The organism is Ferrimicrobium sp., assembly GCA_022690815.1.
GTDB lineage: Bacteria > Actinomycetota > Acidimicrobiia > Acidimicrobiales > Acidimicrobiaceae > Ferrimicrobium.
The window spans coordinates 1-24,502 of sequence record JALCZJ010000034.1 but is presented as its reverse complement, the minus strand read 5'-3'; the positions used below and the strand labels follow the sequence as shown (position 1 = coordinate 24,502).

General features: G+C 58.7%; 29 protein-coding genes. 7 read left to right on the top strand and 22 right to left on the bottom strand.

All coding sequences use genetic code 11. From position 1 onward, the window contains the following. Nucleotides 1-280 precede the first annotated feature (280 nt). Nucleotides 281-781, bottom strand: a complete 501-nt coding sequence (locus MP439_09630; GenBank protein MCI2976320.1) for a hypothetical protein — start codon at nt 779-781, stop codon at nt 281-283. A 118-nt stretch (nt 782-899) separates the two neighbouring features. Here MP439_09630 and MP439_09625 point away from each other — a divergent pair, with 118 nt between their 5' ends. From MP439_09625 to MP439_09605, 5 genes are all read left to right on the top strand, one after another. Then, a complete protein-coding gene (locus MP439_09625; GenBank protein MCI2976319.1) occupies nt 900-1,388 on the top strand; it encodes a peroxiredoxin in 489 nt (162 codons plus the stop codon). A gap of 126 nt (nt 1,389-1,514) precedes the next feature. Next, a complete protein-coding gene (locus MP439_09620) occupies nt 1,515-2,678 on the top strand; it encodes an acetyl-CoA C-acyltransferase (GenBank protein ID MCI2976318.1) in 1,164 nt (387 codons plus the stop codon). Continuing rightward, entirely contained in the window at nt 2,665-3,315 is a 651-nt protein-coding gene (locus MP439_09615) for a histidine phosphatase family protein (protein ID MCI2976317.1), read from the top strand. Before MP439_09620 ends, MP439_09615 begins: the two co-directional genes overlap by 14 nt. After that, nucleotides 3,312-3,803, top strand: a complete 492-nt coding sequence (locus MP439_09610; GenBank protein MCI2976316.1) for a DUF3090 family protein — start codon at nt 3,312-3,314, stop codon at nt 3,801-3,803. Before MP439_09615 ends, MP439_09610 begins: the two co-directional genes overlap by 4 nt. Further along, a complete protein-coding gene (locus MP439_09605) occupies nt 3,764-4,489 on the top strand; it encodes an SCO1664 family protein (GenBank protein MCI2976315.1) in 726 nt (241 codons plus the stop codon). Before MP439_09610 ends, MP439_09605 begins: the two co-directional genes overlap by 40 nt. A 101-nt stretch (nt 4,490-4,590) precedes the next feature. On the opposite strand, the gene MP439_09600 is transcribed toward MP439_09605, so the two are convergent. From MP439_09600 to MP439_09560, 9 genes are all read right to left on the bottom strand, one after another. Then, entirely contained in the window at nt 4,591-4,917 is a 327-nt protein-coding gene (locus MP439_09600; protein MCI2976314.1) for a YbjQ family protein, read from the bottom strand. Between the two features lie 203 nt (nt 4,918-5,120). Continuing rightward, nucleotides 5,121-6,095 (bottom strand): electron transfer flavoprotein subunit alpha/FixB family protein, encoded by a 975-nt coding sequence (locus tag MP439_09595; protein ID MCI2976313.1) that lies wholly within the window; start codon nt 6,093-6,095, stop codon nt 5,121-5,123. An 11-nt stretch (nt 6,096-6,106) separates the two neighbouring features. Beyond that, the gene (locus MP439_09590) at nt 6,107-6,868 is read right to left on the bottom strand and encodes an electron transfer flavoprotein subunit beta/FixA family protein (GenBank protein MCI2976312.1); all 762 of its coding nucleotides are present in this window, start codon (nt 6,866-6,868) and stop codon (nt 6,107-6,109) included. A gap of 68 nt (nt 6,869-6,936) precedes the next feature. Then, the gene (locus MP439_09585) at nt 6,937-8,385 is read right to left on the bottom strand and encodes a sensor histidine kinase (protein MCI2976311.1); all 1,449 of its coding nucleotides are present in this window, start codon (nt 8,383-8,385) and stop codon (nt 6,937-6,939) included. A 2-nt stretch (nt 8,386-8,387) separates the two neighbouring features. Further along, nucleotides 8,388-9,254, bottom strand: a complete 867-nt coding sequence (locus MP439_09580) for a histidinol-phosphatase (protein MCI2976310.1) — start codon at nt 9,252-9,254, stop codon at nt 8,388-8,390. A 147-nt stretch (nt 9,255-9,401) separates the two neighbouring features. After that, nucleotides 9,402-10,577, bottom strand: a complete 1,176-nt coding sequence (locus MP439_09575; protein MCI2976309.1) for an AAA family ATPase — start codon at nt 10,575-10,577, stop codon at nt 9,402-9,404. Beyond that, nucleotides 10,574-11,500 carry an AAA family ATPase gene (locus tag MP439_09570; protein MCI2976308.1) on the bottom strand — a complete coding sequence of 309 codons (927 nt, stop codon included), beginning with the start codon at nt 11,498-11,500 and terminating at the stop codon, nt 10,574-10,576. The genes MP439_09575 and MP439_09570 overlap by 4 nt, the downstream gene beginning before the upstream one ends. A gap of 3 nt (nt 11,501-11,503) precedes the next feature. Continuing rightward, a complete protein-coding gene (locus MP439_09565) occupies nt 11,504-11,737 on the bottom strand; it encodes a DUF3107 domain-containing protein (GenBank protein MCI2976307.1) in 234 nt (77 codons plus the stop codon). 9 nt (nt 11,738-11,746) lie between these two features. After that, a complete protein-coding gene (locus tag MP439_09560) occupies nt 11,747-12,862 on the bottom strand; it encodes an Mrp/NBP35 family ATP-binding protein (protein MCI2976306.1) in 1,116 nt (371 codons plus the stop codon). A 100-nt stretch (nt 12,863-12,962) separates the two neighbouring features. On the opposite strand from MP439_09560, the gene MP439_09555 reads away from it, so the two are divergent. After that, nucleotides 12,963-13,919, top strand: coding sequence for a helix-turn-helix domain-containing protein (locus tag MP439_09555; protein MCI2976305.1), 957 nt, complete (start codon nt 12,963-12,965; stop codon nt 13,917-13,919). Here the strand turns inward: MP439_09555 and MP439_09550 are convergent. The 11 genes from MP439_09550 to MP439_09500 all read right to left on the bottom strand — a co-directional run bounded on the left by MP439_09550 (nt 13,904) and on the right by MP439_09500 (nt 22,805). Then, entirely contained in the window at nt 13,904-14,521 is a 618-nt protein-coding gene (locus MP439_09550) for a sulfite oxidase-like oxidoreductase (protein ID MCI2976304.1), read from the bottom strand. The genes MP439_09555 and MP439_09550 overlap by 16 nt on opposite strands. 65 nt (nt 14,522-14,586) lie before the next feature. Continuing rightward, nucleotides 14,587-15,822, bottom strand: coding sequence for a cytochrome c-type biogenesis protein CcmH (locus MP439_09545; protein MCI2976303.1), 1,236 nt, complete (start codon nt 15,820-15,822; stop codon nt 14,587-14,589). Continuing rightward, on the bottom strand, nt 15,822-16,379 hold the full coding sequence (locus MP439_09540; protein ID MCI2976302.1) for a redoxin domain-containing protein: 558 nt from the start codon (nt 16,377-16,379) through the stop codon (nt 15,822-15,824). Before MP439_09540 ends, MP439_09545 begins: the two co-directional genes overlap by 1 nt. Then, nucleotides 16,376-18,346, bottom strand: a complete 1,971-nt coding sequence (locus MP439_09535; GenBank protein ID MCI2976301.1) for a heme lyase CcmF/NrfE family subunit — start codon at nt 18,344-18,346, stop codon at nt 16,376-16,378. Before MP439_09535 ends, MP439_09540 begins: the two co-directional genes overlap by 4 nt. Continuing rightward, nucleotides 18,346-18,822 (bottom strand): cytochrome c maturation protein CcmE, encoded by a 477-nt coding sequence (locus tag MP439_09530; GenBank protein MCI2976300.1) that lies wholly within the window; start codon nt 18,820-18,822, stop codon nt 18,346-18,348. Before MP439_09530 ends, MP439_09535 begins: the two co-directional genes overlap by 1 nt. Continuing rightward, nucleotides 18,823-18,978 (bottom strand): hypothetical protein, encoded by a 156-nt coding sequence (locus MP439_09525; protein ID MCI2976299.1) that lies wholly within the window; start codon nt 18,976-18,978, stop codon nt 18,823-18,825. Next, the gene (locus MP439_09520) at nt 18,975-19,703 is read right to left on the bottom strand and encodes a cytochrome c biogenesis protein (protein MCI2976298.1); all 729 of its coding nucleotides are present in this window, start codon (nt 19,701-19,703) and stop codon (nt 18,975-18,977) included. Before MP439_09520 ends, MP439_09525 begins: the two co-directional genes overlap by 4 nt. A gap of 1 nt (nt 19,704) precedes the next feature. After that, the gene (locus MP439_09515; protein MCI2976297.1) at nt 19,705-20,364 is read right to left on the bottom strand and encodes a heme exporter protein CcmB; all 660 of its coding nucleotides are present in this window, start codon (nt 20,362-20,364) and stop codon (nt 19,705-19,707) included. Continuing rightward, the gene (locus tag MP439_09510; protein MCI2976296.1) at nt 20,364-21,032 is read right to left on the bottom strand and encodes an ATP-binding cassette domain-containing protein; all 669 of its coding nucleotides are present in this window, start codon (nt 21,030-21,032) and stop codon (nt 20,364-20,366) included. Before MP439_09510 ends, MP439_09515 begins: the two co-directional genes overlap by 1 nt. A gap of 4 nt (nt 21,033-21,036) precedes the next feature. Beyond that, nucleotides 21,037-22,011, bottom strand: a complete 975-nt coding sequence (gene gmd, locus MP439_09505) for a GDP-mannose 4,6-dehydratase (GenBank protein MCI2976295.1) — start codon at nt 22,009-22,011, stop codon at nt 21,037-21,039. Between the two features lie 11 nt (nt 22,012-22,022). Beyond that, complete coding sequence (locus tag MP439_09500) at nt 22,023-22,805, bottom strand: enoyl-CoA hydratase/isomerase family protein (GenBank protein MCI2976294.1); 783 nt, start codon at nt 22,803-22,805, stop codon at nt 22,023-22,025. A 46-nt stretch (nt 22,806-22,851) separates the two neighbouring features. Between MP439_09500 and MP439_09495 the strand changes: the two genes are divergently transcribed. Next, nucleotides 22,852-23,475 carry a TetR/AcrR family transcriptional regulator gene (locus MP439_09495; protein MCI2976293.1) on the top strand — a complete coding sequence of 208 codons (624 nt, stop codon included), beginning with the start codon at nt 22,852-22,854 and terminating at the stop codon, nt 23,473-23,475. Here MP439_09495 and MP439_09490 read toward each other — a convergent pair. Then, on the bottom strand, nt 23,449-24,258 hold the full coding sequence (locus MP439_09490) for a hypothetical protein (protein ID MCI2976292.1): 810 nt from the start codon (nt 24,256-24,258) through the stop codon (nt 23,449-23,451). The genes MP439_09495 and MP439_09490 overlap by 27 nt on opposite strands. Nucleotides 24,259-24,502 lie beyond the last annotated feature (244 nt).

Here is a 24,502-nt window from a genome sequence, read left to right as displayed (position 1 = left end):
CTAAGCTCTTGTGCCACAACCCAATAGGTACTGACCTTGCTCTAGCGACATGATGGCAAACTATGTTCAAGAGTGATCAACGTAGCCGTATCAGTAGTGTGACCCAAAACGTGCTCGAAGGGTGATTTCGCCTCACCCTCCGACGAGTACCTTCTGGCGCAAAGAAGGCAGACATCGCAACGTCAGCCACGTCAGGAACGCTACCCTCGGGTCTGGCCCCCAGTTCGACAAACACCCAGAGATATGACAGATCTCATTGGCTCGATCTCAGCCGCCGGATCTAGTGACCACGCGCGTTGAGTAACAGGTCATAGTAAGCGATTCTTCTCCCTATCACACCACGATGGGTTGGTGTCCAGCCGCGTGATCGCCCGCGCACCCAGGCCGCGAATGCGAAGATGAAAAACAAGACGCTCGTCAACAGATCACCGACAAGCGGAGAAGGTTTCGGTCCAGCGAGTCCCACAACTCCCTCAGCCAGGAAGAGGACAGCGGCCGTCACCAGAATCAAGGGGCGCATTCGCTGACCCGACTCCAGTCGCATTTTTTCGGCTCGCAGGAAGGCGGCGGGGATTTCGCTGGTTGCAGTCTCAAAGCCTGACGGTGACGTCGCTGACCGGCGACTGACCCTAACGACTCTTCGCCAATGACGCCGTGCTGATTGGGGATAGCTGTTGAGCACGAGCGTAAAACTTGCCCGGCGTTCCCTGCGCATGTAGCCAATCCACATCGTCGCGTACAATCCCATACAAACTAAGAACAGGGCCCACACAAGTTCCATGGCCACCACTATAGCAAATTTTGTAATCAAGATGATGGTCATCACGCCTAGACGAAAGCACGCATCGTGTACATCGTCCCGACTACCGGATACTCCCGTGATGGACTAGCCTGGAGCCATGGCCGAAACCATACGACTTGCAGCGGGCGATCGTGCCCCATCGTTTTGTCTCCCAAACCAGTATTCCTCGGTGACCTGCCTTGAGTCGCTTGCCGGCAAGGTAAGCATCGTCTACTTCTACCCAAAGGATATGACACCAGGCTGCACACTCGAGGCGACGGATCTGAACGAAATCGGCGATCAGCTCCGTGACCTTCACATCGGCCTGGTCGGTGTCTCTCCCGACTCCGTCGAGAGTCACCTGCGATTTGCCGAGCGTTTTAATCTCGGCTTTGATCTCTTGGCCGATCCGACCAAGGAGGTGATGACGGCTTGGGGGGCCTACGGCGAGAAGATGAACTACGGGCGCAAAGTGGTCGGCGTGATCCGATCAACCTTCATCCTCAATCCCGACCTCACCATCGCCCATGCTCTCTATGCCGTGAAGGCAACGGGGCACGCCGCGAGAATTCTTCGGCTGTGTGAGGCCATGGCTCCGTCTCGTTAGCCTCGCACCGCGCGGCCTATCCCGCACCGACGCCGGATCGACGCAATAGAGCCACCGCCAACCACCTCTTGGCCAAACCGGTCACCCCAACGTCAACATAGCATCATCGTATGGAGGAGCAATAGCATGTCAGAAGCCGTTATCGTCGCCGCAGTACGGACCCCAATTGGCCGAGCGTTTAAGGGCTCGTTTGTTAATGAGCGCCCCGATGACCTCTCCGGTCTCGTTATCGCCGAGCTGATGCGTCGCCTGCCGAGTCTCGAGCCGAGCCGGATCGACGATGTGATCTGGGGTGCCGCGCTTCAACACGGCGAGCAGAGCATGAATCTGGGCCGCAACGTTGCCGCGCTCGGCGGTCTACCCGACACCGTACCGGGTACCACTGTCAACCGCTTCTGCGCATCTTCCCTTCAGGCGATACGCATGGCCTTCCACGCCATCAAGGCAAACGAAGGCGAGGTCTTTGTCGCTGGCGGTGTCGAGAGCACGACGCGGTGTTCGCTCAAGGGCTTCGACCCAGAGGATATGAACCCCCGCTTTACCGACAAGGCCCGACCCGACTATCTCAACGACATGTACATTCCAATGGGACTGACCGCCGAAAACGTCGCTAGACAATTCAATGTCACGAGGGAAGACATGGACGCCTACGCCAAGCTCTCTCAAGACCGTGCGGTTGCTGCCCTGGAATCTGGCTTCTTCGATCGAGAGATCCTGCCCGTCACCCTCAGCGACCAAAGCGTCGTCAGCCGAGACGATGGCCCACGACCCAACACGACCATCGCCAAGCTCGCCGAGCTCAAGCCGGTCTTCCTCCCAGATGGCACCGTTACGGCTGGCAACTCCTGCCCGCTCAATGACGGTGCAGCGGGTGTCGTGGTGATGTCAGACAAGCTAGCCAATGAGCTCGGTCTGACCCCGCTCGCTCGAATCGTCGGCAGTGCCGTCTCTGGGCTTGCTCCCGAAATCATGGGTGTTGGCCCCATCCAGGCGATCGCCAAAGTCTTGGCCCTCACTGGACTGACGATCGAACAGATGGACATCGTTGAGCTCAACGAGGCCTTCGCCGCCCAGGTACTCCCGGTCGCTCGTGAGACACATATCTCCATCGATGATCAGCTCAATCCCCATGGTGGAGCGATTGCACTGGGCCATCCCTTCGGCATGACAGGTGCTCGCATCATGACGACACTGCTCAACGGGTTGTCGAGCACCAATGGGCGCTATGGGCTTGAGACCATGTGTGTTGGAGGTGGCCAAGGAATGGCGATGATCGTTGAGAGGCTCTAAGCAACTGACCGCGGCGACCCCAACTCGACTCATTCTGGTGCGACATGGCACCACGCCGACCACCGGCAAGGTTTTGCCTGGACAGGCTCCTGGGCTGCACCTTTCTGACTATGGCCTCCAGCAGGCGATGGCGATCGCTGATCAGCTTCCCACACGATTCAAGAACGTCGCCTCCCTCCTCACCTCGCCACTCGAACGCGCCCAAGAGACTGCCCACCCACTCAGTGAACGGCTGAACCTGACGCCGATCGTCGAGCCGCGACTCATTGAGTGTGACTTTGGTGAGTGGACCGGAGCCACACTCACCAAGCTTTATCGCAAGCCAGCATGGCGCGAGCTCATGGCCCAAGCCGGCAACTTTCGCTTCCCTGACGGAGAGGCAATCCGAGACGTCCTCACCCGCATGCTCGACCTCGTCGCCGAACTGCGCTTGAAACACAAAGGTGAGACCGTTGTCGGCTTCACTCACGCAGATCCCATTAAGATCCTAGCCACCGAGGCCCTCGGCATGCATCTCGACCAGATGCATCGGATCTCGGTGGCCACCGCCTCCATGACCGTTTTCGTCGTTGGCGAGACCGGCATCAACCTAGACTCTCTCAACACAGGATCGTTGACTAAAGGACCAGCAGCTTGAGCGAATCGATTGACTTTGGCGCCGCTACCCACTTCACCGTTGGGACAATCGGCGAACCCGGCCATCGCGTTTTTCTACTCCAGATTGGGGCTGGACCATTGCTACTTACGCTCAAGGTTGAAAAAGCCCAGGTATTGGCCATGATCCAAGGGTTCACGACCGCCGTTGAAGAGCTATCGCGCCCACACGAACTCACCGGCGAGACAGCTCTGGTCGGAGATGTGACTCCAGCATGGATCGTCGGCTCGATTGAACTTGAAGTTGACGCTGTCACCGAACTCATCGAGGTTGCACTCGAAGAACTCGCCGATGAGGAGCCTGCCACGGCGCGCTGCGTCATCACCCGAGAGCAGGCGGCTCAATTCGCTATTACCGCTACTCGATTGGTCGAACAGGGCCGACCACCATGTCCCTTGTGTGGCTACCCCCTCGACCCAGAAGGACATGCATGCCCGAGAACGAACGGCCACCGCGCCCCGAGTCTCTAGCTACCGAAGAGGAGCTGACCAACGACGATGTCACGGTCCTTGGACAAATCCAGACCAGCTCCAATGGAGCGCTTCTCGTGGAACTCAAAGGCGATGGCAAGCTCGCCATCTACAAGCCAGAGTCGCTGGAGCGCCCGCTCCGGGACTTTGACGCCGGTCTCGACCGACGAGAACGGGCGAGCTATATCTTAGCCCGCCAACTCGGCCTCGATTTTATACCGCCAATCGTTGTCCGCGATGACCTTCCATTCGGGCGCGGCTCACTGCAAAGTTTTGTCGACGCTGACTTTGAACGACATTACTTCGACCTCTACGACGATCCAACCCTACAAGAACGCTTTATTGAGATCGCCGCCTTCGACATCGTGGCCAACAACGCCGATCGAAAGGCTGGACACCTCCTTATCGACCGAGAGCACCATCTCTGGGGCATCGACAATGCCCTCTGTTTCCATAATGAGCCAAAGTTGCGCACCGTCATCTGGGAGTTCGGAGCGGCACCACTGGATGAGCATCTTGTTGACGCCCTGCGACAGGCGGCAAGCGACCTCGATCCAGAATTTGGGGAGCTCTTGACTCAGCGCGAATGCCGAACGCTCCAGCACCGCCTGCGGGTGCTGAGCTCGATGGCCACCCTCATCGATCTCGACGTCGATGAGCGACCATACCCTTGGCCACTCGTTTGATCAGGGAGCCTGGCGTACTGAGGGTCGTTGGCGACGGCGCCACCGACCCGAGAGTCACGGTACTCAGATCGCTAACAACCTCATCGCGACGAGCCAAATCGTTAGGCACTCAACAGCGCTGCCACCACCGCAGTGCCATAGGCACAAATCTCGGTCCAGGTGCCACCCATATCTGAGGTATCGAAACGAAACGCAACGACCGCATTGGCGCCAAGCTCCTCGGCTTTGGCCTCCATGCGCTCGATCACTTGGGATCGCGAGTCCTCGAGGTTCTTTGTCATGCCTTTGAGCTCGCCACCGAACATCGACTTGAATCCAGCACCCGCCTGGGAAAATGCATTGCGCGAGCGAACGGTCAGCCCGAACACTGGACCAATAACCTGTTCAATACGATAGCCCGGCAGATCGCATGAGCTCGTTACAATCACACAACCTCCTCTGGTCAACTGAAAGTAGTCAACAATACCAATGTATCGAATCGAGCCACCCCAACGGCCCCCTTCGCCGCTGACATCAAGCAATCTCAACGCCACGAGGCGCGAGTCAACGATCTGGGCGTGAACACCAACCGTCCAACGATGAAGACGAATACCGACGGCCAAGTGGCACCGATGTCGAGCTACAACGACCCTTAGGCCCCCGCCTTTTGGCGAACCGCCTCGATCAAACGAGGAAGCAGCTTTTGGGCGTCACCAACGATGCCAAGATCGGCAATCTGCAGGATTGGAGCGTCCTTGTCCTTGTTGATGGCGATGATATTCTTCGCACCCTTCATGCCGACCATGTGCTGGGTGGCGCCAGAGATTCCAACAGCGAGGTAGAGGTTCGGCTTGACCGTCTTGCCTGTCTGGCCAACTTGATAGGCATAGGGAACCCAACCGGCATCGACGATGGCACGAGATGCCCCCGTTGCTCCGTGCAAGAGCCCTGCGAGCTCTTCGATAAAACGATAGTTCTCAGCACTGCCAAGTCCACGGCCACCCGAGACGACGACCTCGGCTTCATCAAGCTTGGGTCCCTGACGCTCTTCAACGTGGCTGGAGACGATGACAGCACGATTCGCCTTCACGTCGGCGCTCGGTGACACCTGCTGCACTTGCGGCTCAGAGGCGGCCACGGCTGGCTCCGCCGCGACACTCTTGGGCCGAACCGCGATGAGGCGAATCGGTGCCGAGATCGTCGACGTGACCACCTTCTCACCACCAAAAACCAAGTTCTCGACTTCGAGGCTCCCGTCGGCCTCTCGAACCCCAACCGCATTTGTCAACACTGGGGCATCCAGCAGGACCGAAAGGCGTCCAAGCACGTCACGACCGGTGTACGACTGAGCTACCAGGACGACGTCCGTTCCTTGCGCCGACTGGATATGATCGCGCATCGCATCAGCAACCATCACCGCTGGGAGATGCCCATCGGTATCACCAAGTGAGACGATCTCGGTCACTCCGTAGTTGGCCAGTGATGCGGCTACCGATGAAGCGTCGACCCCGAAGACGACCGCCGTTACCTTCGAGGCGATCGTACGGGCAATCGTGGCTAGTTCGAACGAGACCGGAGCGAGTCCCTCACCCTGAGGCTCGGTTACAATCACACAGTTGTTTAACATTCGACGTCTCCTTAGAGTACTTTGATCTGGGTCAGGTAGTTCATAATCTCGACTTCAGCCGTCCCGTCGTCCTCGACGATCTGGCCAGCGGCACGGGCCTGGGCGTCCGTGACGGAGATGACCTGCTCATCGATGGATATCGACAAACCGAGATCTCCAACACTGAGCTGCTCAACAGGCTTCGATTTGGCGCTCATGATTCCCTTGAACGAGGGGTATCGAGGCTCAACCACTCCCGCGGTAACGCTCACGACCGCCGGCAGGTCCGCCTCAACAACGTCATAGCCATCCTCCGTCTGACGCTGTATCGAGAGTGTAGAGCCACGAAGCTCGATCTGCTTGGCAAACGTCAGCGCTGGCCAGCCCAACAGCGCAGCTATCTGCGCAGGGACAGTACCGGTGTAGCCGTCCGTAGACTCGGTTGCCGCAATCACGAAATCGGCTCCAATGCGCTGAACGACCGAGGCCAGCACCTTCGCAGTCGTCAATGCATCGGCCCCAGCGAGCAGTGGGTCGCTCACCACCACGGCGCTGGCGGCACCCATGGCGAGCCCAGTTCGCACCCCTTGGACCTCCTGGTTCGGCGCCATAGAGATGAGTACCACCTCGCCACCGCCCCCAGCCTCTGCGAGACGCAGCGCGATCTCGACGCCGTAAGCGTCGGAGTCGTCAAGGATTGCCTTGGAACCACGCGTCAGACGCATCGTCGTTGGGTCGATCGCCTGCGGTTCAGACGGATCAGAAATCTGCTTCACGCATACCGCTATCTTCATGCGTATACCTACCCTTCTGGATCTCTCCTACGTGTACTAGCCTATCGCCCGTTCGGCACTTGATGGAATCACGACCGTGAGTTTGTGAGCACCGGGATTCGGAGCCGTACCAACGCCCCACCTCCACGGGCTCGATCAAAGGTGATCCCACCATCGAGTTGGGTGGTGACCAGATCGCGCACGATCGCGAGACCGAGTGAGTTCGCACTCGCTTCCACCAGATCTTCTGGAAAGCCGACGCCATCGTCAGCGATCTCCACCCAAAGATCCTTTGGGTGTCGTTCGAGGACAACACGGACCTTGAGCGCGATGCGATCAGCTCCGTATCCATGTTCGAGCGAGTTTTGGATCAGCTCCGCCAAGACGATCGCCAGCGGCGTCACCCGCTGGGCATCGACCCGCTCAGCCGATCCCTCAAGAACGATCTCGAGTTCACGGCCCGGCAACTTCGACTCGCGCGCCAAATGGATGAGTGCTGCGATCACCTCATCAATCTCTACCTCTTCAGAGACGTCGCGGGAGAGAAACTCGTGCACCAAAGCGATGGAGCGGATGCGACGTTCAGCTTCGCCCAGAGCGAGCTTGGCCTCCCCGTTGGAAAGGCGCCGCGCCTGCAGGCTGAGCAGCGAGGAGATGGTCTGGAGATTGTTCTTCACACGATGGTGAACCTCACGGATCGTAGCGTCCTTGGATGCCAGCAAACGATCGCGCTGGCGCAGGTCGGTGACGTCGCGTAACAGCAGCACATAACCGGTGCTTGCATTGTTGCGATAGAGCGGCAAGCAGTAAAAGGTCACCGTGACCCCGCGTGACTTCTCAACCTCTTCAAAGACGGGGGATTGCAGCATCGCAGCTCGTTGCAGCGCTTGAATATGCAGGCCGAGTTCCGAGAGATTCATGCCTACCCGCACACTGGCATAGCCCAGTCGATGCAAGGCACTCAACGCGTTTGGCGAGAGGAATCGCAGTCGTTCATTGGCATCAAGCACGCAGACGCCATCGCCGACACGTGGTGCCTCCTCCACCTCGCTGGGCGGATAGGGGAACCGACCGTTGATCATCATGTCCATGAACTGATCAAAGAGGCTGAGATACGTAGACTCAAGCTCTCCTGGGTTGCGGTGCCGCTCACTGAGCTGATCGCGAATCATCACCCCAAAGACCTCGCCATCTTGGCGTAGTGGGATGAACCACGACGTCATTTGGCGCGCACTTGGTGGGTCAAACCGATTCTCGCGAACAATCTCTTGCTGGTGGAAGCAACGATGAATGGGCGAACCCTCCGTGAGATCGAACTGCATGCCGATTAAATCACCTGGGTGAGCCGTCTGCGAGGTCGCAGGACGCACCTGCGAAATGATCGTATAGCGCGCCCGTCGCCCATCTTGATTCTCAATCGGCAGCGCAATGCTTAGGTCGCTAAAACCAAGATCCGCCAAGAACCCCCAGAACCTAAGCAGCTCTCCAAGGTAGGCACGGCGTGATTCGATCAGCGAAGAGGCATCACGCTCTAACATGGCTAGATCGCAATCGCCGAACCGACACGCTGATCGAAATGACACAGCGCCTGTACCCCATACGAGGTGAGTAGCTCTTTGATGGCGGGTGCACGATCGGCCACGTCGCCGAGGCCGTGTGCATCCGAGGCGGTGGTTAACGGAACGCCTCGCGCAAGGAATCGCTCCAACAGCGCCGGTGCCGGGTAGATCTCCTCAGCCGGCTTACGCAGGCCAGCCGAGGAGACTTCAGCCGCGACACCCGTGTTGGCCGCAGCCTCAGCCATCCGATCGTAATACTCGGTAGGCACCGAGGGCCGATGACCAGCCACCTTCACCAGATCGGGATGTGCCAGCACGTCAACCGAGCGAGTCGCTGCAAGTTCCTCGAGTGCTCGGGTGTAAGCAGCCCACGCGGGCTCCACACCGATTCGTTCCCACTCAGCCATGACCACTGGGTCATCGACATGATCGAACGGCCAAGCCTCAATCCAGTGCACCGACCCAAGGAGGACATCGAAGGGATAACCAGCCAGGAACGAACTCACCGACTCCATAGCTTCGGGATAGTAATCGACCTCAAGCCCCATCTTGATCGGCAGGCCTGCCGCCTTTGCCTCCTGGACGACCGCGACGTACTGGTCAAGGTCTGCTGTTGAGTTACGCTCCCAATAGTTCTCCATCAGGTCGCGCATGGGGCTCTCAGGGTAGCGGAGAAAATAGCCGGAGAGGATCGATCGAGCCTGTCGGAAGCGGTAGAAGTGTTCGGTCACTGCGATCTCTTGGACCCCCAGGGAACTCGCCCTATCACAATATGCCCCGAGTTGGGCCAGCGTAACTGAGCTGTCCTTGGCAGAGTGTGACCAAAGATGCAGGTGATAGTCGATCATGACCTTTAGCCTAGCCAGCGGGCGCCGGATCCTTAAGGCCACAACCTGAAGTAGTCCAGTTGATGAGCCCAATGACGGCGCGTAATCCACAGGTTCAACGTCGCAGATAGCTCTCATAACCAATCAGCGCATTGGGCATTTGGCTAATCATCGAGGGCCATGCGCGGCCGTATCTTGACTTTGCTTCGAAGGTTGAACCCCAACGGCAGAGGTAATCAGGGCAGCGAGCGCCTCTGGTGAGTCGAGATCAGGCTCCGCGATCGGGACCTCGAAGAGATCGATACCGACGTCGCGCAACGCATCGATAAGCTCGCGACCTCGGGCTCGCGCGAACTGCTCGTGGGTAAAGACAAGCTCTGAGGTGACACGAAGGACCGCAGCAGCCGCCTTGGCATTATCGACAAGGACACTGGCGAGGATATCCGGAGCTTCGTTGGTTAGCCATTCTCGCGCCGCTTGCGCATCAGGGGTAAAGAACCAGGATGGCAAGGATCGATTCACGATAAAGGCAACAGCACTGAGATTTCTCGCCCTCAGCGCCTCCAACAAACGATGAGCCTCGTCCACCGAGGGGCCATAGGGCGCTGCAACCGCTACGAACCCGGTGGCCGGCACTGTGAGCAGTTCAGAGAAGGAACGGCTTTGCTCGACCAAACCCGGGGCGAGCTTGGCAAAGTCCGAGAAGAAATCAGTAAGATCAGTCAAAAATGCGGACCCGAGCACGAGATCAGCAACCAGATAGAAGGGTCGAGTCGCCGCCGAAAACAGGCGAGTCCTGCGCGGAAGGGTTAAGAGGGCAAGCAGTGGTGATGAGAAGAACTCCCTCAACCGTGCCGGCGCATCCAAGAAGTCAAGAGCATTGCGTGAGGGAGGCGTGTCCACGATCACCAGGTCATAGCGATCATCTGCGGTCAATGCCGCCAGAACCTGAACCGCGGCGTAATCATAGGAGCCGATGAATTTAGCCGAGAGGTTGTGATAAATTGGGCTTGCCAAAATCCTGTCGGCAGTCTCGCCATCAGGGGAGAACTGTTTCACAAGATCATCCCAGGCACTCTTCATGTCGACCGAGGCCGCCCACAGCTGCCCCTTGGCACCCAGCCCAGCAAGCTCGACCTCCCTCGGAGTGTTCGCGAGCGCTGCAACGCCGAGCGTCCCCGCTAACCGCTTTGCTGGATCAACGGTGACAACCAGGACATTGAGGGGTCGCTCAATCGCCGCTTTGATTGCGAGCGCCGCGGACAGGGTTGTCTTGCCCACCCCTCCACTACCGACCACGAAGACGCGCTCTCGGTCGAGCAAATTCTCAAGCAGGTTCGTCACCACAGCTCGACCTCAAGTACCTCCGCAACCTCCCCGACAAGCTCGTGGGGCTCAAAGATACCAAAGTACTCGCCGATGGTAGCGACGTTGATCGCATGCCCAAGTTGCTCGCGAAGCACCGCGAGATTTCTGTCGTGACGGCGGCAGATCCTCGCAAAAAGATCCGACGCACCCACGACCTCGGTGAGGCCAGCCACTAAATCGCGATACTTGCGGATCTCATCGACTACCTCACGCTCGACGCCAGCCAAGGCACCATCAAAGCGCCGGTTCACCACTGCTCCTTCGAGGTGCACCGGCGTCTCGACTCGAATCCGATCAGCCAATTCCAACGCCTCCTCGACCGGCGTCTCCTCTGGCGTCGCCACTAAGAGTGCAACCGACTGTTGGGGGTCCTCCAAAATCTTCAGCATCCATTCAGTCTGATTCTTGACCAGACCCAGCTGGATGAGTTCGCCGACATCGCCAGCCACCCCGAGCTGAGAGACGACATGGCCGCTGGCCGGCGGATCGACCACGATGAGATCGTAACGATCTTGGCGCACCTCGTAGCACAGTTTGCCTACCACGAGGATCTCTCGCACACCCGGGGCAGCGGTCGATACGAAATCGAAGATCTTGCCGAGGCCAGGAAATTTCGAGATGAACGGCACCTTGACATAGATCCGTAGATATTCAGCCAGCGCTGCCTCGGTGTCCATCTCCATGACCCAGAGGTTCGGTGCCGCAAGGTGGGGCGTGAATGAGGTGTCGCGGAGCCCAAGCATCGCCGCGACGTCGCCCTTACCATCGACCTCCACAACGAGCACGCGGAGCCCCCGACGTGCACCCAAGAGAGCCAGTGCAGCCGCTACCGTGCTCTTGCCCACGCCGCCCTTTCCGGCGACAAAAATCAGTCGCTTACGAAGCAGCTCCTCAATCATGCGCTAGGCGCTAAAGCCAACTTTGCGCTGCTCTTTGTTGGGGCCAACCTCGATGAAGAGCACCTTGGCAACCGGAACTCCAACCTTTTTCCCCTTGCGATCGGTCAGCCACCAAAGCCCCTGGCCATCGGCTTGCGCCTTGGTAAACTCTTCGATGACGTTGGCCTGATCGGCACCCTCATCCATTTCGATCTCGATCTCGCGCATAGCGTCACCAAGTCCGATTCGAATCTCCACATCTACCTCCTACTTTGCCTGGACCTTGAGATCACTTCGGTATCGTCTCACCGGACCTAGACTCTCCAGCTTATCAACCAGTGCCCGAATACTCTCGCTTGCCTCATCGTCGGGCGAGCCAACGACCACCGGCGTACCATGATCCCCGCCTTCGCGCAGCGCCATGGTGAGTGGAACTTCGCCTAGCAACTCGACTCCGAGCTCGTCAGCGAGCAGTCGGCCTCCTCCTTGTCCGAAGATGGGATAGCGCTCGCCGTTTGGCGTCACGAACGCGGACATGTTCTCGACGACGCCACGAACCGGTAGTTTGAGCTTCTTGGCCGCAAGTGCCGAGCGTTGGGCGACGCGAACGGCTGCGGCTTGCGGTGTCGTAATCACAAAGATCTCTGAGCGGGGAAGGAACTGTTGCAGGCTGAGCGCTACGTCGCCGGTCCCCGGTGGCATGTCCACCAGCAGATAGTCAAGATCACCCCAAAGCACATCCACCAGGAACTGCTCAATCGTCTTGTGCAACATCGGCCCACGCCAGATCACCGGCGTATCCTCCTCGACAAAAAACCCCAGCGACATCACCTTGATCCCAAAAGCCTTTGGCGGCAAGATCAGGTCGTCGATGACCCGAGGCATGGCTACTAGCCCGAGTATTTTAGGAATGGAGAACCCATACACATCGGCGTCGAGAATGCCTACGCGCTTACCTCGGTTCACGAGCTCGGCCGCCATATTCGCCGTCACCGAGGACTTACCGACACCTCCTTTGCCCGATGAAACACCAATCACGCGGGTGGTCGCGCCAGGCAACGAAAACACTGGGGTTCGTGATGCTCGCGCCTCGAGCATCGGAGGTGTCATGAGGCGCTCTCGCAACTGCGCTTGACCCGTGGGGTCGAGAGGAAGAAGCTCGACGGTAACGTTTGCCAGATCGCTTACGGCTGCGTTCGCCTCCTCCTGCAGTCGCTCGGTGACCTCTGGCATACCGCCAACGTAGTACAGGGTTGCACTCAACCTCCGTAGCCCACTTGTCACGGGGCCGACCAAACCGAGTTCGCCGAAGCTTCGACCAACCTCGTCGTCGATGAGCGCACCCAGTCGCTCGGTGACCTGTTGAACAACGCCCTTTGCCATCGATCTCTCCTACCACTGTCATCATCACTGCGCAATGAACCTATCGTGACTAAACTAGTGGAACAATACCGCTACCGTCTTGGTAGAGGAGAAGGTGCCCATGGGAACAACAACGAAGTCAACATCTCCATCGAGCCCAGCCCAGGAAGACGCGGTGGCGACCAAGCGCAAGCCATCGATTGCCCCGACCCCTGAGTCAGCTGTTGTCAGCACGAACCACCAAGCCAGCGGCGTTGGTCCGTCACCGGGTAGCAAGCCCCACCATGGGGGACCAAGGGTCGCGACGGAACTCCTCGGTGGCTCCTTCAACGGTGCAGTCGATGCGCTCTCACAAGCACTTGGCGACCCGACCCGGAGAGAGATCTACCTCCACGTTCGCGAGTATGGGCCGACCACCGCCCGCGATATCGGGCGCCACTTCCAACTGCACCCCAACGTAGCACGGCACCATCTCGACCGACTTTGTGCCAGCGGCTACCTGGAGGCGACCTTTGAACGTTCGACGCCCTCCCAGGTAGGTCGACCATCAAAGCAGTACCAGAGTACCGGAGCACCCTTGCTGGTCGACAGCCTCGGGGAGCAAGCCACGTTACTTGGGCGACTCCTCGCTCGAACACTCGCGATGCTCGATCACGACAGCGCCGAGTGCCTTGCCTTCGAAGTTGGTCTCGACTACGGCCGCGAGATCGGTCAACAGATGAGTGGGAACGAGGCGACCAAAAGCATCGCCACCAGCCTGAAATTGGTCGCCGACGCCCTCACTCGTAGCGGGTTTGCATCCCGAGAGGACTCACACAACGATACCCTCGGCCTCAGAAACCGTAGTTGCCCATTCGGGGCGCTGGTGGCCGATCACCCAGTACTATGCATGACTGAGCGCGGCATCATCCAGGGCCTGCTCGAGAGTCTCGCCATCGACGGTGACCTCGCCCGCGTCGAGCCCCATCCAGGAGGGACGAGCGGTTGTAACATCCGTATTCATTCGGCAAGTGACAACCGCATTGCCATTCGCGCCCGGAGCCCACGGCTCTCCAACAGCGATCAGCTACCCCAATAGCGCTGCTCTCGCCAGGGATCGCCATAGTTGTGGTAACCATTACGCTCCCAAAACCCAGGTGCATCAGAGTCACGAAACTCGAGCCCACGCAACCACTTGGCTGACTTCCAGAAGTAGAGATGCGGTAAGAGAAAGCGAACAGGATAGCCGTGCTCTGGTTCGAGCGGTTCACCATCGAAGGCCACCGCCAGCATGCAGGTCGGATCATCGATGACATCTTGATACGGGATGTTGGTAGTAAACCCGTACTCGGCGTGCGCGATCAGATGCGTCACCGAAGCCTCAGGTTTGACCAAATCGATGATCTTGGTAATCGGCACGCCACGCCAGACGGTATCGAACTTCGACCACTTTGTCACGCAGTGGATGTCGGTCGTGCGCTCCTCAAGGCCAAGACCCACCAGTTCATCAAAGGTGAGCTCAACCGGATTTGCAATCAGCCCATCAACCTTGAGGGTCCAGGTGCTCAGGTCCTCGTAGATCGGCACCTCACCGGCGTGGAGTACTGGGAAACGGTCGGTCATATACTGACCGGGCGGCAGCCGATCAAGAGCGATCCCGCGACGCTCCAACTCCTTACGGTTACGATCAAAGAAACTCAACGTGCCACTCCTCGTCTTGGGCCTTCACCTGGAAGGCATTTGGAAGCTTCCCTGGCAAGTTCAACCTAGAAGGTGTTAGGAATCTTCCGGTGCGCCGCGAGGTAGGCTGGCTTAGCGAGTCGGTAGGCCTGGGTCACCAGGGTCTTGCTCGGATGGGTAGCCAGGAAACGGTTGAGGTGATCGACCGCCTGCACCGGCTTATCCTCACCATAGTACAACACGAGCCCGTAATAGAGCTGCGCACTGGCGTCGTAGGCTCCGAGTTGGGCCGCGCGAGCCAAGATCGTGATCGAATCTGCCTTGGCACTCTTGGTCTTGGCAAGGTTAAAGTCAATCCACCCGACATAGGCGAGCGCCGTTGGGTCCGAGGGGTAGGTGGCCAACACATGGTCGAACTCCGTTCGAGCCTGCTTAACCGCCCCAAGCCCGGCCAACGCCTCACCAGAGGCCAACTCCTGGCTGAGGCTGGGAGCGGTTGTGGAGCCCGATCGCGTCAAGAGCAGTGTCCCCAGCGCGCCAGCTCCTACCAAGATCAATGCCGCCCCGATCTGGGCCAACCGGCGGGAGAACAACGGCCTGTGGCCCGACCTTGCACTCGTCCGAGACGGGCTCTCATTGCCTTCTACCGTCTCTTGGGGTCTCGCTGGGTCACCAGTATCGGCGACCCGCTCGCCACCACCCTCGGAGAGGTTATCAATTTCGCCCGAAATTGCGGACTTAGCTCCAACTTGATCATCATCGAGCGCCTCGCCTTGTGCCACGCCCTCGAGCGGTCCAGCCGCCGATCGAGCATCGATGCCTGGCGAAGATTTTGGCCCTCCTGGAGCAACGTCGATCGTCATCGACGATCCCATTGGGGCATGTGCCAACGCTCGCTCCCTGTTCGCGCTGCGTCTCGCTCGAGATGAAAGGCTACGATAGACCTCCCAGGCCAGCACCAAACCGACAACGATCGGCAGCAGCCAGAGGAAAAGCCCGACGCCGTTGGCTGGTGGCGCCATCAGAATGGTGTCACCATAGCTGGCCACCAATGAGTCGATGATCTGTTCGTTTGAAGCCCCATCATGGACTTCGTGCTGGATGTAGTCAGCGATCGAATACGACGATGCACTCTTGGAGTTGTAGACGGCGAGGTTACCACACGACGGGCAGCGTACCTCCTTCTCGAGGGTAACGATCCGGCCAGCAGCACTGGTGGAAGGCGTGTTAGCGATCGCATAACCGACAGAAACCACGGCGACGAGGACGAGCACGACCCAGGCGACCAGAATACGTCGTGAATGCTTGGTGGAGGTGACCATCAATATCCTTTCTCTTGCGCGAGCGTCACGAGTGCATCCACGATTCGGACGGTGGTTGGACCGACAACCTTAGCCAACACCGTTCCATTGGGTGCGACCAAGAAGCTTTCGGGGGGTGCCGAAACACCCCAACGAAGCGAATCGCCGCCGTTAGGATCCTGGAGCACCGGGAAATGTGCATGGAAAATAGAGAGGAATCGTCTGGCCGCCGCAGGAGTATCGTCATAGTCGACACCCAGTACCTGCACCGTTGAACTTCGAGCGAGCGCAGCGATCTGTTTCTCCTCAGACGCGCAGCTCGAGCACCAACTGGCGAAGTAGTTCACCAATACGAAATGACCACGAAACTGACGCAGCGAGATCGTCGAGTTCGAATAGAGCGATTCGCCACTGAGTGCCGGCGCCTTGTGATACACCAATGGCGACGGCGAGATCTGGTCGATCGCGGGTTTGGACTGGGCAGCAATGACCGCGAAGTAGATGATCACCATCAAGATGAGGGCACCGACCATCGACAACACCGGTCGCTGTCGGACCGCCGCCGTTAGCGTGCTCACACCGCGACCCCGACCGGCGTCTCGACCGATCGCTCAGCCTCACTACGCCGACGCTTTTGCTCACGAATCCCGATCACACTCAGCACGCCGCCAAGCACCATAATGCCGGCGCCAGCCCAGAGCCAGAAGATCAATGGTTGGACAACGATGCCAAGGGTTATAGGGCCCTTATCGGTCGTCGGGGCTGCGTCGATCGTCAAGTACACATCCCTCGTGAGCCCAACGTTGACGGCAGGTGTACCGACCGCGGTAGCGTAGGTACCGAACTGGGTGATGGCGGGATGATAAGTTTTGCCACCGTTGACCACGACGTTAGCCTCGAAGGAGGTCTTGGCAGGGGTCACCACCGTCTCGACACCCTCATAGGTCAGCGTCTGCCCGTAGACATGGACGGTCTGGCCGGGGACCATCTTGACCGACCCTTGGTGCCCAAAGGTGGTCGCCGAGGCCATCCCGATCGCGATGATCGCAAGGCCAATGTGGGTCAACATACCAGCCGACGAGCGAGAGACGATCGCTGAGGCTCTGCGCCCCGAGGCCCGCGACAGATTGCCGTAAATAATGACGACCGACGACACGATCACAAAGGTCGCCAAGGCATAGGCACCCAGGGTGGCAAGCGCGGTCACGCCGGCAAACGCCGAGATGGCGATCACGACAACGGCAGCGGCGCCTGGCAGAAACAGCCGCTGCCCAATGAGTTCAGGGGGGGTTTTTCGCCAGTTGAGCCACGGCCCGATAGCCATGATGGCGAGAAGAGCGAGACACAACGGGATCACAAAGGCGTTGAAGAAGGGAGCACCAACATCGACGGTCTGGTGATCGAAATAATGGGCGAACAATGGGTAGACCGTGCCAGCCAGGATCACCAGCGTCAGGAGCCCAAAAATGGCGTTGTTGATCAACAGCGAACCCGGACGAGAGAGGAGCGGGAAGCGCGGCTGGCCCATGAGGCGATCGGCGGCAAAGATCGAAAGGCCGATCTCAAAGACTACGACGGCCACGAAGAACAGGATCAACACCGTCCCGAGGCTCGAGTCCGAAAAGGCGTGGACCGATTGGAGCACACCCGATCGGGTGAAGTAGGTTCCGAGGATGGTGAGTGCGAAGGCAGCCGCTACCAACGAATAGCTCGCAATCCCCATGCGTTTGCGCCGACGATCGATCAGGACGGAGTGGATGAAGGCAAGGCCACACAACCAGGGCAGCAAGGCTGAATTTTCTACCGGGTCCCAGGCCCAATAGCCCCCCCATCCAAGTACCTGGTACGACCACCATGCGCCCAAGACGATTCCAATGGTCAAAAAGACCCAGGTGATCAAAGACCAGTTGCGGACCCGTGTAATCCAATCAGTGTTGAGGCGACCGGTAATGAGTGCGGCCGAGAGCAGGGCAAAGGGAACGCTCATGCCGACGAATCCCATGTAGAGCATCGGCGGATGGATAGCAACCAAAGGATAGTCCTGTAGCAACGGGTTTGGCCCTCGGCCATCGGCAGGAATGGTCCCGACCGTGGTCAAGAACGGGCTGGCTGCAAAGAGAAGGACGCCTGAGAAGTAGGTGAAGATCACGCCGAGTATGCCAAGTGCGACCGCACCCGTGCGACGATCAGCCTCATGGCGCATGGCAAACGCGACAAGTGCGATGTAGAGGCCTTGCACCAAGGCCCAGAGCAGCAGCGACCCTTGCAACGCCGACCACATGCCGGTGATTGAGAAGAGCAGTGGTGTCTCTTTGGAGTTGTTGGCGACCACGTAGGCGAGGGAGAAGTCATGGCTGATGAGCGCTTGTTCCATCGCGATGGTCGAGACGATCGTCCCGACGAACCCGATGAGCAACAACGTCCTCGCACCCGACATGAGGCGATCGTTGCGCCGATATGCACCGAGAAACAACCCTATGGTCCCGAGTAAGCCAAAGAAGAAGGCGAGAACGAGCCCTGCGGACCCAAGTGCAGCATCAAACATCAGCTCTGCGTCCCCCCGGCATCCTTGATCCGGTTGGGGTGCTCGGCAACATAGTTGGAGCTGTGCTTGACCTCGATCAAGCTAGAGACAAACACATTGCCCTGGAAATGGCCTTGAATCACGACAGGAATGCTGGGCTGGAAGAGTTCGGGCGGATTCCCGATCTCGGTGACACGATCCTCGGCGTGGTTATAGCGAATGGTAAAATCCACCCCTGCCGGCGTCGGATCGACCGAGCCAGGCACGACGACTCCCTCCATGCGAAAACTAGTATCGCCGAGTTTGGCCCGTGCCGCGTTCGCCTGTTGAACCGTCAGAAAGTACTCGAGCGAGTTCGTCGCACCTTTGAACAGTACGAAGCCAAGCGCCGCCAAGATGACCCCCAGCACCACGAGCGAACGCACGAGCTTTGCACGAGAGCGACCTGGCCCTTCGACCGTCTTCCATTGCGCGTATTCTTCGTCAGCCAACGTCATTTAGGCGTCCTCCAACGGCCTATCGGCCTGTTGTGCATCTGCGCGCAGCTTGGCCAAACGAAGCCTCACTTGGCGCGACCGAACACCAAGAACGATTGCATAACCACCCAGCGAGCAGGTGACTGCGGTGTAACCAGCCGCTACGTACGGATTCATAGTTGAACCTCTTCGACCGCTAGGCGCTCGAGTATGGCTTGCTCAACCTCGAGATCGGCGAGCTCAGCCTGCCGCTTCGAGGTCTCGTAACGAGTCCAGACCATCCAGACGTACGCCATCGTGAACGCGACAAAGCCCAAGAGGAGTGTCCAAGCCATCGAACCATGCACCTCGACGTTCATGCTTGGGTTCAATACCGATGGGGTTTGATGCAGCGTCTTCCACCAATACACTGACTCGTGGACGATCGGCACGTCGATAAAGGCCACCAGCGCCGCAATCGCTGAGCGAACGCCGCGCTTGGTCTCGGACATCGGAACCTGACGCAGCGCCAGATATCCGAGGTACAGCAGGAACAACACCGCCGTCGACGTCAAAAGAGCATCCCAGGTCCACCACACACCCCACGCAGGACGCCCCCAAATCGAGCCAGTGAGGATGGTGAGCCCAGTGAAGAAGACACCAGCCTCCGCGGACGCGGCAGCGATGAGATCCCACTCGCGCCGTCTCGTACGCTTCCAAAGATAAAGAAGGCTCGCCGCCGTCGTGATACCGTAGGCGAGGTAGGCGATCCAGGCCATTGGGGGATGGATGTAGAGCATCCTGACCAGGTTGCCCATCACCTCAGCTGGCGGCGTGACATAGAGCCCCAACCAAAAGGTTATCGCGATCATGACCAGCGCCGTGATTCCTACGCCGCGCTTGAGCTTTGCGTTCCTACTCATCTCAACCCTCCAAGACGACACCATATACCAGAATGCCAAGAACTAGATAAATAAGTGAAAATCCGACTAACAGCTCACTCCAAGGAAGTGCTTTGGCCGGGGATTCTTCCAAACCATACTGCCACACCTTGGTCGCAGACAACAAGACCGGGGAGACCACTGGGAACAAGAGCAGCGGCAACAAGCTACCGCCGAGCCCCTCGGTGACGCCCGCAAGCACAATACCGACGGTCGCAACACCGATGTCGGCGATCAAGGCACTGCCAGCCAGTAGGGCCACCTCGTGCAAGGGGGAGTTGAACAGCACAGCGATACCGGCGCTCAGTACCACCTCAAGCACCAGGACCTCGACGACGATCGCGAAGACCTTCCCGAGAAACATACCCCGCGGATTCACCCCCATCATCACCAGGCCAACTTGGGCCTGGTTCTCGCCTTCGATGGCGATCGCACGGCTTACCGCCAACTCCAAGCCAAAGAAGGTCGTTACCCAGAAGAGCCCGGGCGTCACCTGCGTGAGGATCTCGACTTTGGCATCGAAGCCGAAGGCGAACAGGACGATCACAACAAAGACAAACGGTAACACCTGGTTCAAGAGTACCCGTGCTCGCCATTCCAGTCTGAGGTCCTTCTTCGCCATCACGACGGCAGTCCTCAACATCAGGCACTCTCCACCAATGTCGCCGAGCCATTGGACATCCGATAGGTGCGTGTCGCCAACGCAGAGATGCGGTCAAGCTCATGAGAGGCGACAATCACGGTGCGACCGGCCTTGGCTAGCTCCGTGAATCCGCTGTCTAAACGCGCCTTTGAAACCTGGTCCAACAGGGCATGGGGCTCGTCGATTAACAACAGCTCACACCGGCGCGATAGCGCGATGGCGGCAGAGATCTTCTTGCGTTGTCCGGCCGAGAGGACACGAAAACGTGCACCGAGGTCACGATCGATCAGGCCAAGCCGATGCGTCCATTCGAGCGCTTGATCGAAGTCGCACCCGGCTGTGGCCGCGAAGAACTCAAGGTTCTCGCGTCCAGAAAGCTCCTCGTACATCTGATAAGCGTGCGCTAGGTAACTGACCTCACGGCGTATCGCTCGCGCCTCCGTCTTTGGATCCCGCCCAAAGACGAAGACTGATCCGGTCATCGCCTCAACTAGCCCGCCAAGGAGGCGCAACAGCGTGGTCTTGCCCGAACCGTTCGGTCCCTGCACAAAGATAACCTCGCCCTCGTAGGCGTCGAATTCACAACGCACCAGGGCTGGGAAACGATCGAGCAGTACCGTGACGTCACGAAGTCGAGCAACGAGTCGACCCTGGGGCGAGTCGGTCACACGATCACCGCGTGCGAGCCCGCAACAGTTCGATGTCGGCCTTGACCATCGTCTCAATCAACTCGTTAAAGCTCACCGTTGGCGTCCAACCGAGCTTTAGCCGCGCCTTCGTGGCATCCCCAATGAGGAGATCGACCTCGGCCGGTCGCATGAAACGTTCATCGACTTCAACGAACTTGTGCCAGTCGAGGTCTGCAGCGGCGAAGGCACTCTCACAGAGCTCACCAACAGAGTGGGTTTCGCCGGTCGCGATGACATAGTCCGATGGCTGCTCCTGCTGGAGCATCAGCCACATGGCCTGCACGTAGTCACCAGCAAAACCCCAATCACGCCGGGCCTCGAGGTTCCCCAACGTCACCTTCTGGGCAAGCCCGAGAGCAATCTGGGCCACCGTGTAGGTCACCTTACGGGTCACAAACTCCATGCCACGACGCGGGGATTCGTGATTGAAAAGGATGCCCGAGGAAGCGTGCATGCCGTAGCTCTCCCGATAGTTGATGGTGATCCAATGTCCATAGACCTTTGCCACGCCGTAAGGAGAGCGGGGATAGAACGGTGTCTGCTCAGACTGGGGAACCTGCTGAGCCTTCCCGAACATCTCAGACGTCGAGGCTTGGTAGAAGCGAATCTCAGGATCGACCATCCGAATTGCATCAAGCAGTCGAGTCACGCCGAGCGCCGTCGTCTCCCCGGTTAGCACCGGTTGCCCGAAAGACGTCTGGACAAACGACTGAGCCGCAAGATTGTAGACCTCTGTTGGATGATACATCCTCAGCACCCGCATCATTGACACCTCATCAAGCAGGTCGCCAGGCTCAAGAATCAACTGATCCTGAATGTGGTGGATGCGCTCGAAGTTCAGGGTACTCGATCGTCGATGCATGCCGACGACGGTGTACCCCTTCGCGAGCAGCAATTCAGCGAGATATGAACCATCTTGACCGGTGATGCCGGTAATGAGTGCGACGGGTCGTGCCATGAGGAGCCAGCCTAGTGGCCTAAAAATCGCGGTTGGCGATGTTCGCGGCGCGCCAAAAGTCCCTCGTGCGCGTCGTCGAACTGATTAACGAGGGTCAGCAGCGACGCGAGATAATCAAAGTGCTCTCGGTCCATCGAGCCGGTGACGGCATAAAAGGAACGCTTCCCATAGCCAGTCGCGGCACTCGACAGCGCGACAAGCCGCGCAGCGAGTTCGGCCACCGTCTGGTCGAGTTGGTCTTCGGCCACGACCTGATTGATCAGACCCTTCTCAAGCGCTTCACTCGCATCGACACGGCGTGCCGTCAGCATCATCTCCAGGGCGAGCCGCGGGGCGACGTATCGCAACAGCGGAACGGTGATCTGGAACGGCCAGAGCCCTACCTCGGCTTCGGGAGTTCCAAAGATGGCCGACTCGGACGCGATCACCATGTCCGACGCCATCGCCAAGCCAAAGCCACCGGCCAAGGCATACCCACGCACCTTGGCAATGATCGGCTGGGGGGCACTCCACATGGCCTCAATGACGGCGGCAACTTCAGCTCGCGCGTCATGTAGCGCCCGCTGCGACAGTCCCTCACCCATCCCAGCAAGATCGACACCGCTCGAAAACGCACGATCCCCGGCTCCGGTCAACACGATCACCTTGACCTCTGGATCCGCGGCCAGCGCCGTCAGTTCCGCTCGTAATCGGGTGAGCGTCGGCCAATCGAGGGCATTGCGGCGTTCGGGCCGATTGATGGTGAGTTCTGCGATGCAATCACTTTGATTTACGAGGAGCGTCTCTGAATCCATATATCGTAGATGCTAGCCCTCAACTCTGCACGGAGACCAAGTTCACATGACATCGCCGCCCGCCCACACCGCAAGACTCTCGGCCGCTAACCGCCGCGAGGTCATCATGGCTGCTGCAATCGAACAGTTTGCTGATCATGGCTTCGATGCTGCCTCCATGGAGGAGATCGCCACTGGGGCGTCGGTGACAAAGCCCATCATCTACCGTCACTTTTCTTCGAAGCGAAGTCTTTACCTTGAGCTCTTACGGGAGGTAGGCGAACAACTGACACGCGACATCGAGACAGCGACCGCGGCAGTTGATCCACCCCATGACCGACTTCGTGCTGGCGTCGTCGCATTCTTCGATTTTGTGCAACATCATCGCTCGGCGTACCTACTGCTCTTTGGTGGCCGCGGACAACAAGATGACCAATTTCAGCAGGTGATTGATGATATCCAGCTAAGGATTGCCGAACTCGTCGCCAGTCGAGTCTCCGGCGTTGAGGATGACACCTACCGCGCCTTTGTCTCCTTTGCGCTCATCGGGCTTGCCCATGGTGCGGCGCGATCGTATTTGCTCGACATCGAGCGTAACCCCAGTGAACGTTTTCGCGTTCGCCTTGCTGCAAAGCGAGCAGTACAGACTACCGAGCTCCTATGGTCAGGGATGCGCAATCTGTCGACGTAATCGCGCCTCGATGGTGGCCAAAGGATCGATCCCCGCTGCTACGTACTCGTCCTCGTGTCCGACAACGACGGCCTCTGGCAACAAGCCAACCAGCTCGACCGAGTCCAGTGTCGCCATGGTGGCTACCTGTGCGATGGCCATGAGTGGCGTAAAGGTCAACGGTTTAATCAGATTCATCGAAACCTGCACCCGGTCACCAGCTACCAGTGCCAACGTGCGCACCTGAGATGATCGCATCGTTCGCGCGAGCAATTGTGCCCGTGACAGCGAAGCTTGGATGTTGACATTCAGCGCGACGAGTAGGCCACGCGATCCAACACAGGCTGCTCCAACGCGAGGGTCCACCGTCGGGGGCCCCCACGTCGGCTCGATCGTCACGAACGCCCCTTTGCGCACCACGGGCAATGGGGTTTCGTCGTCATAGACAAAGACCGGCACCGCGCAGGTGCGGGCCAGCCATGCGCCAAATCGGTCTCGCAGATGAACCGCCTCTGTTAAGGTTTCGTCTGCCAACGGGACGAATGGGACAACGTCCAGGGCGCCAAGGGCTGGATGAATACCCGTGTAACCCCGAAAGTCCACCAGCTCGAGCGCACCTTGCGCCAGTTCTTGGGAATCGGCAAAAACGTGTGGGCCCGCCAAGGTAAAGACCGACCGGTCATAGTCTCGATCCGTATGTACATCGAGCAGTGAGCGAGCACACCGTTCGCTGAGCGCATCGACAATCTGGAACTGTTTACCCACTGAGACATTGATCACACACTCCATGACGCTACGGATCATAGCGGTTACAGAACTCTGGGGCAATGGTGCTGTGGGCTATACGCTTATAAGGCCAATCACGCCTTGGGGCTCACAGTGAATTTGTCGATGCAAGACAGCCACTCGCGGCAGTAGCCCACCGACTCCACATAGCATCGCCCTTAACCTGAACTTACCCCACCCAAACCCCCCTTTTGTACCCCCTACCAGGGATTATGGCTGAGTGTGGCATGGGAGTGTAGCCAGTAATATCCTTGACAGGCTG

Bases quoted from the DNA above. Each gene is read 5' to 3' on its own strand.
- MP439_09630 (MCI2976320.1), bottom strand. From the start codon at position 781: ATGGAACTTGTGTGGGCCCTGTTCTTAGTTTGTATGGGATTGTACGCG.
- MP439_09625 (MCI2976319.1), top strand. From the start codon at position 900: ATGGCCGAAACCATACGACTTGCAGCGGGCGATCGTGCCCCATCGTTT.
- MP439_09620 (MCI2976318.1), top strand. From the start codon at position 1,515: ATGTCAGAAGCCGTTATCGTCGCCGCAGTACGGACCCCAATTGGCCGA.
- MP439_09605 (MCI2976315.1), top strand. From the start codon at position 3,764: ATGCCCGAGAACGAACGGCCACCGCGCCCCGAGTCTCTAGCTACCGAA.
- MP439_09595 (MCI2976313.1), bottom strand. From the start codon at position 6,095: ATGTTAAACAACTGTGTGATTGTAACCGAGCCTCAGGGTGAGGGACTC.
- MP439_09590 (MCI2976312.1), bottom strand. From the start codon at position 6,868: ATGAAGATAGCGGTATGCGTGAAGCAGATTTCTGATCCGTCTGAACCG.
- MP439_09585 (MCI2976311.1), bottom strand. From the start codon at position 8,385: ATGTTAGAGCGTGATGCCTCTTCGCTGATCGAATCACGCCGTGCCTAC.
- MP439_09580 (MCI2976310.1), bottom strand. From the start codon at position 9,254: ATGATCGACTATCACCTGCATCTTTGGTCACACTCTGCCAAGGACAGC.
- MP439_09570 (MCI2976308.1), bottom strand. From the start codon at position 11,500: ATGATTGAGGAGCTGCTTCGTAAGCGACTGATTTTTGTCGCCGGAAAG.
- MP439_09560 (MCI2976306.1), bottom strand. From the start codon at position 12,862: ATGGCAAAGGGCGTTGTTCAACAGGTCACCGAGCGACTGGGTGCGCTC.
- MP439_09555 (MCI2976305.1), top strand. From the start codon at position 12,963: ATGGGAACAACAACGAAGTCAACATCTCCATCGAGCCCAGCCCAGGAA.
- MP439_09545 (MCI2976303.1), bottom strand. From the start codon at position 15,822: ATGGTCACCTCCACCAAGCATTCACGACGTATTCTGGTCGCCTGGGTC.
- MP439_09535 (MCI2976301.1), bottom strand. From the start codon at position 18,346: ATGTTTGATGCTGCACTTGGGTCCGCAGGGCTCGTTCTCGCCTTCTTC.
- MP439_09530 (MCI2976300.1), bottom strand. From the start codon at position 18,822: ATGACGTTGGCTGACGAAGAATACGCGCAATGGAAGACGGTCGAAGGG.
- MP439_09525 (MCI2976299.1), bottom strand. From the start codon at position 18,978: ATGAATCCGTACGTAGCGGCTGGTTACACCGCAGTCACCTGCTCGCTG.
- MP439_09520 (MCI2976298.1), bottom strand. From the start codon at position 19,703: ATGAGTAGGAACGCAAAGCTCAAGCGCGGCGTAGGAATCACGGCGCTG.
- MP439_09515 (MCI2976297.1), bottom strand. From the start codon at position 20,364: ATGTTGAGGACTGCCGTCGTGATGGCGAAGAAGGACCTCAGACTGGAA.
- gmd (MCI2976295.1), bottom strand. From the start codon at position 22,011: ATGGCACGACCCGTCGCACTCATTACCGGCATCACCGGTCAAGATGGT.
- MP439_09500 (MCI2976294.1), bottom strand. From the start codon at position 22,805: ATGGATTCAGAGACGCTCCTCGTAAATCAAAGTGATTGCATCGCAGAA.
- MP439_09495 (MCI2976293.1), top strand. From the start codon at position 22,852: ATGACATCGCCGCCCGCCCACACCGCAAGACTCTCGGCCGCTAACCGC.
- MP439_09490 (MCI2976292.1), bottom strand. From the start codon at position 24,258: ATGATCCGTAGCGTCATGGAGTGTGTGATCAATGTCTCAGTGGGTAAA.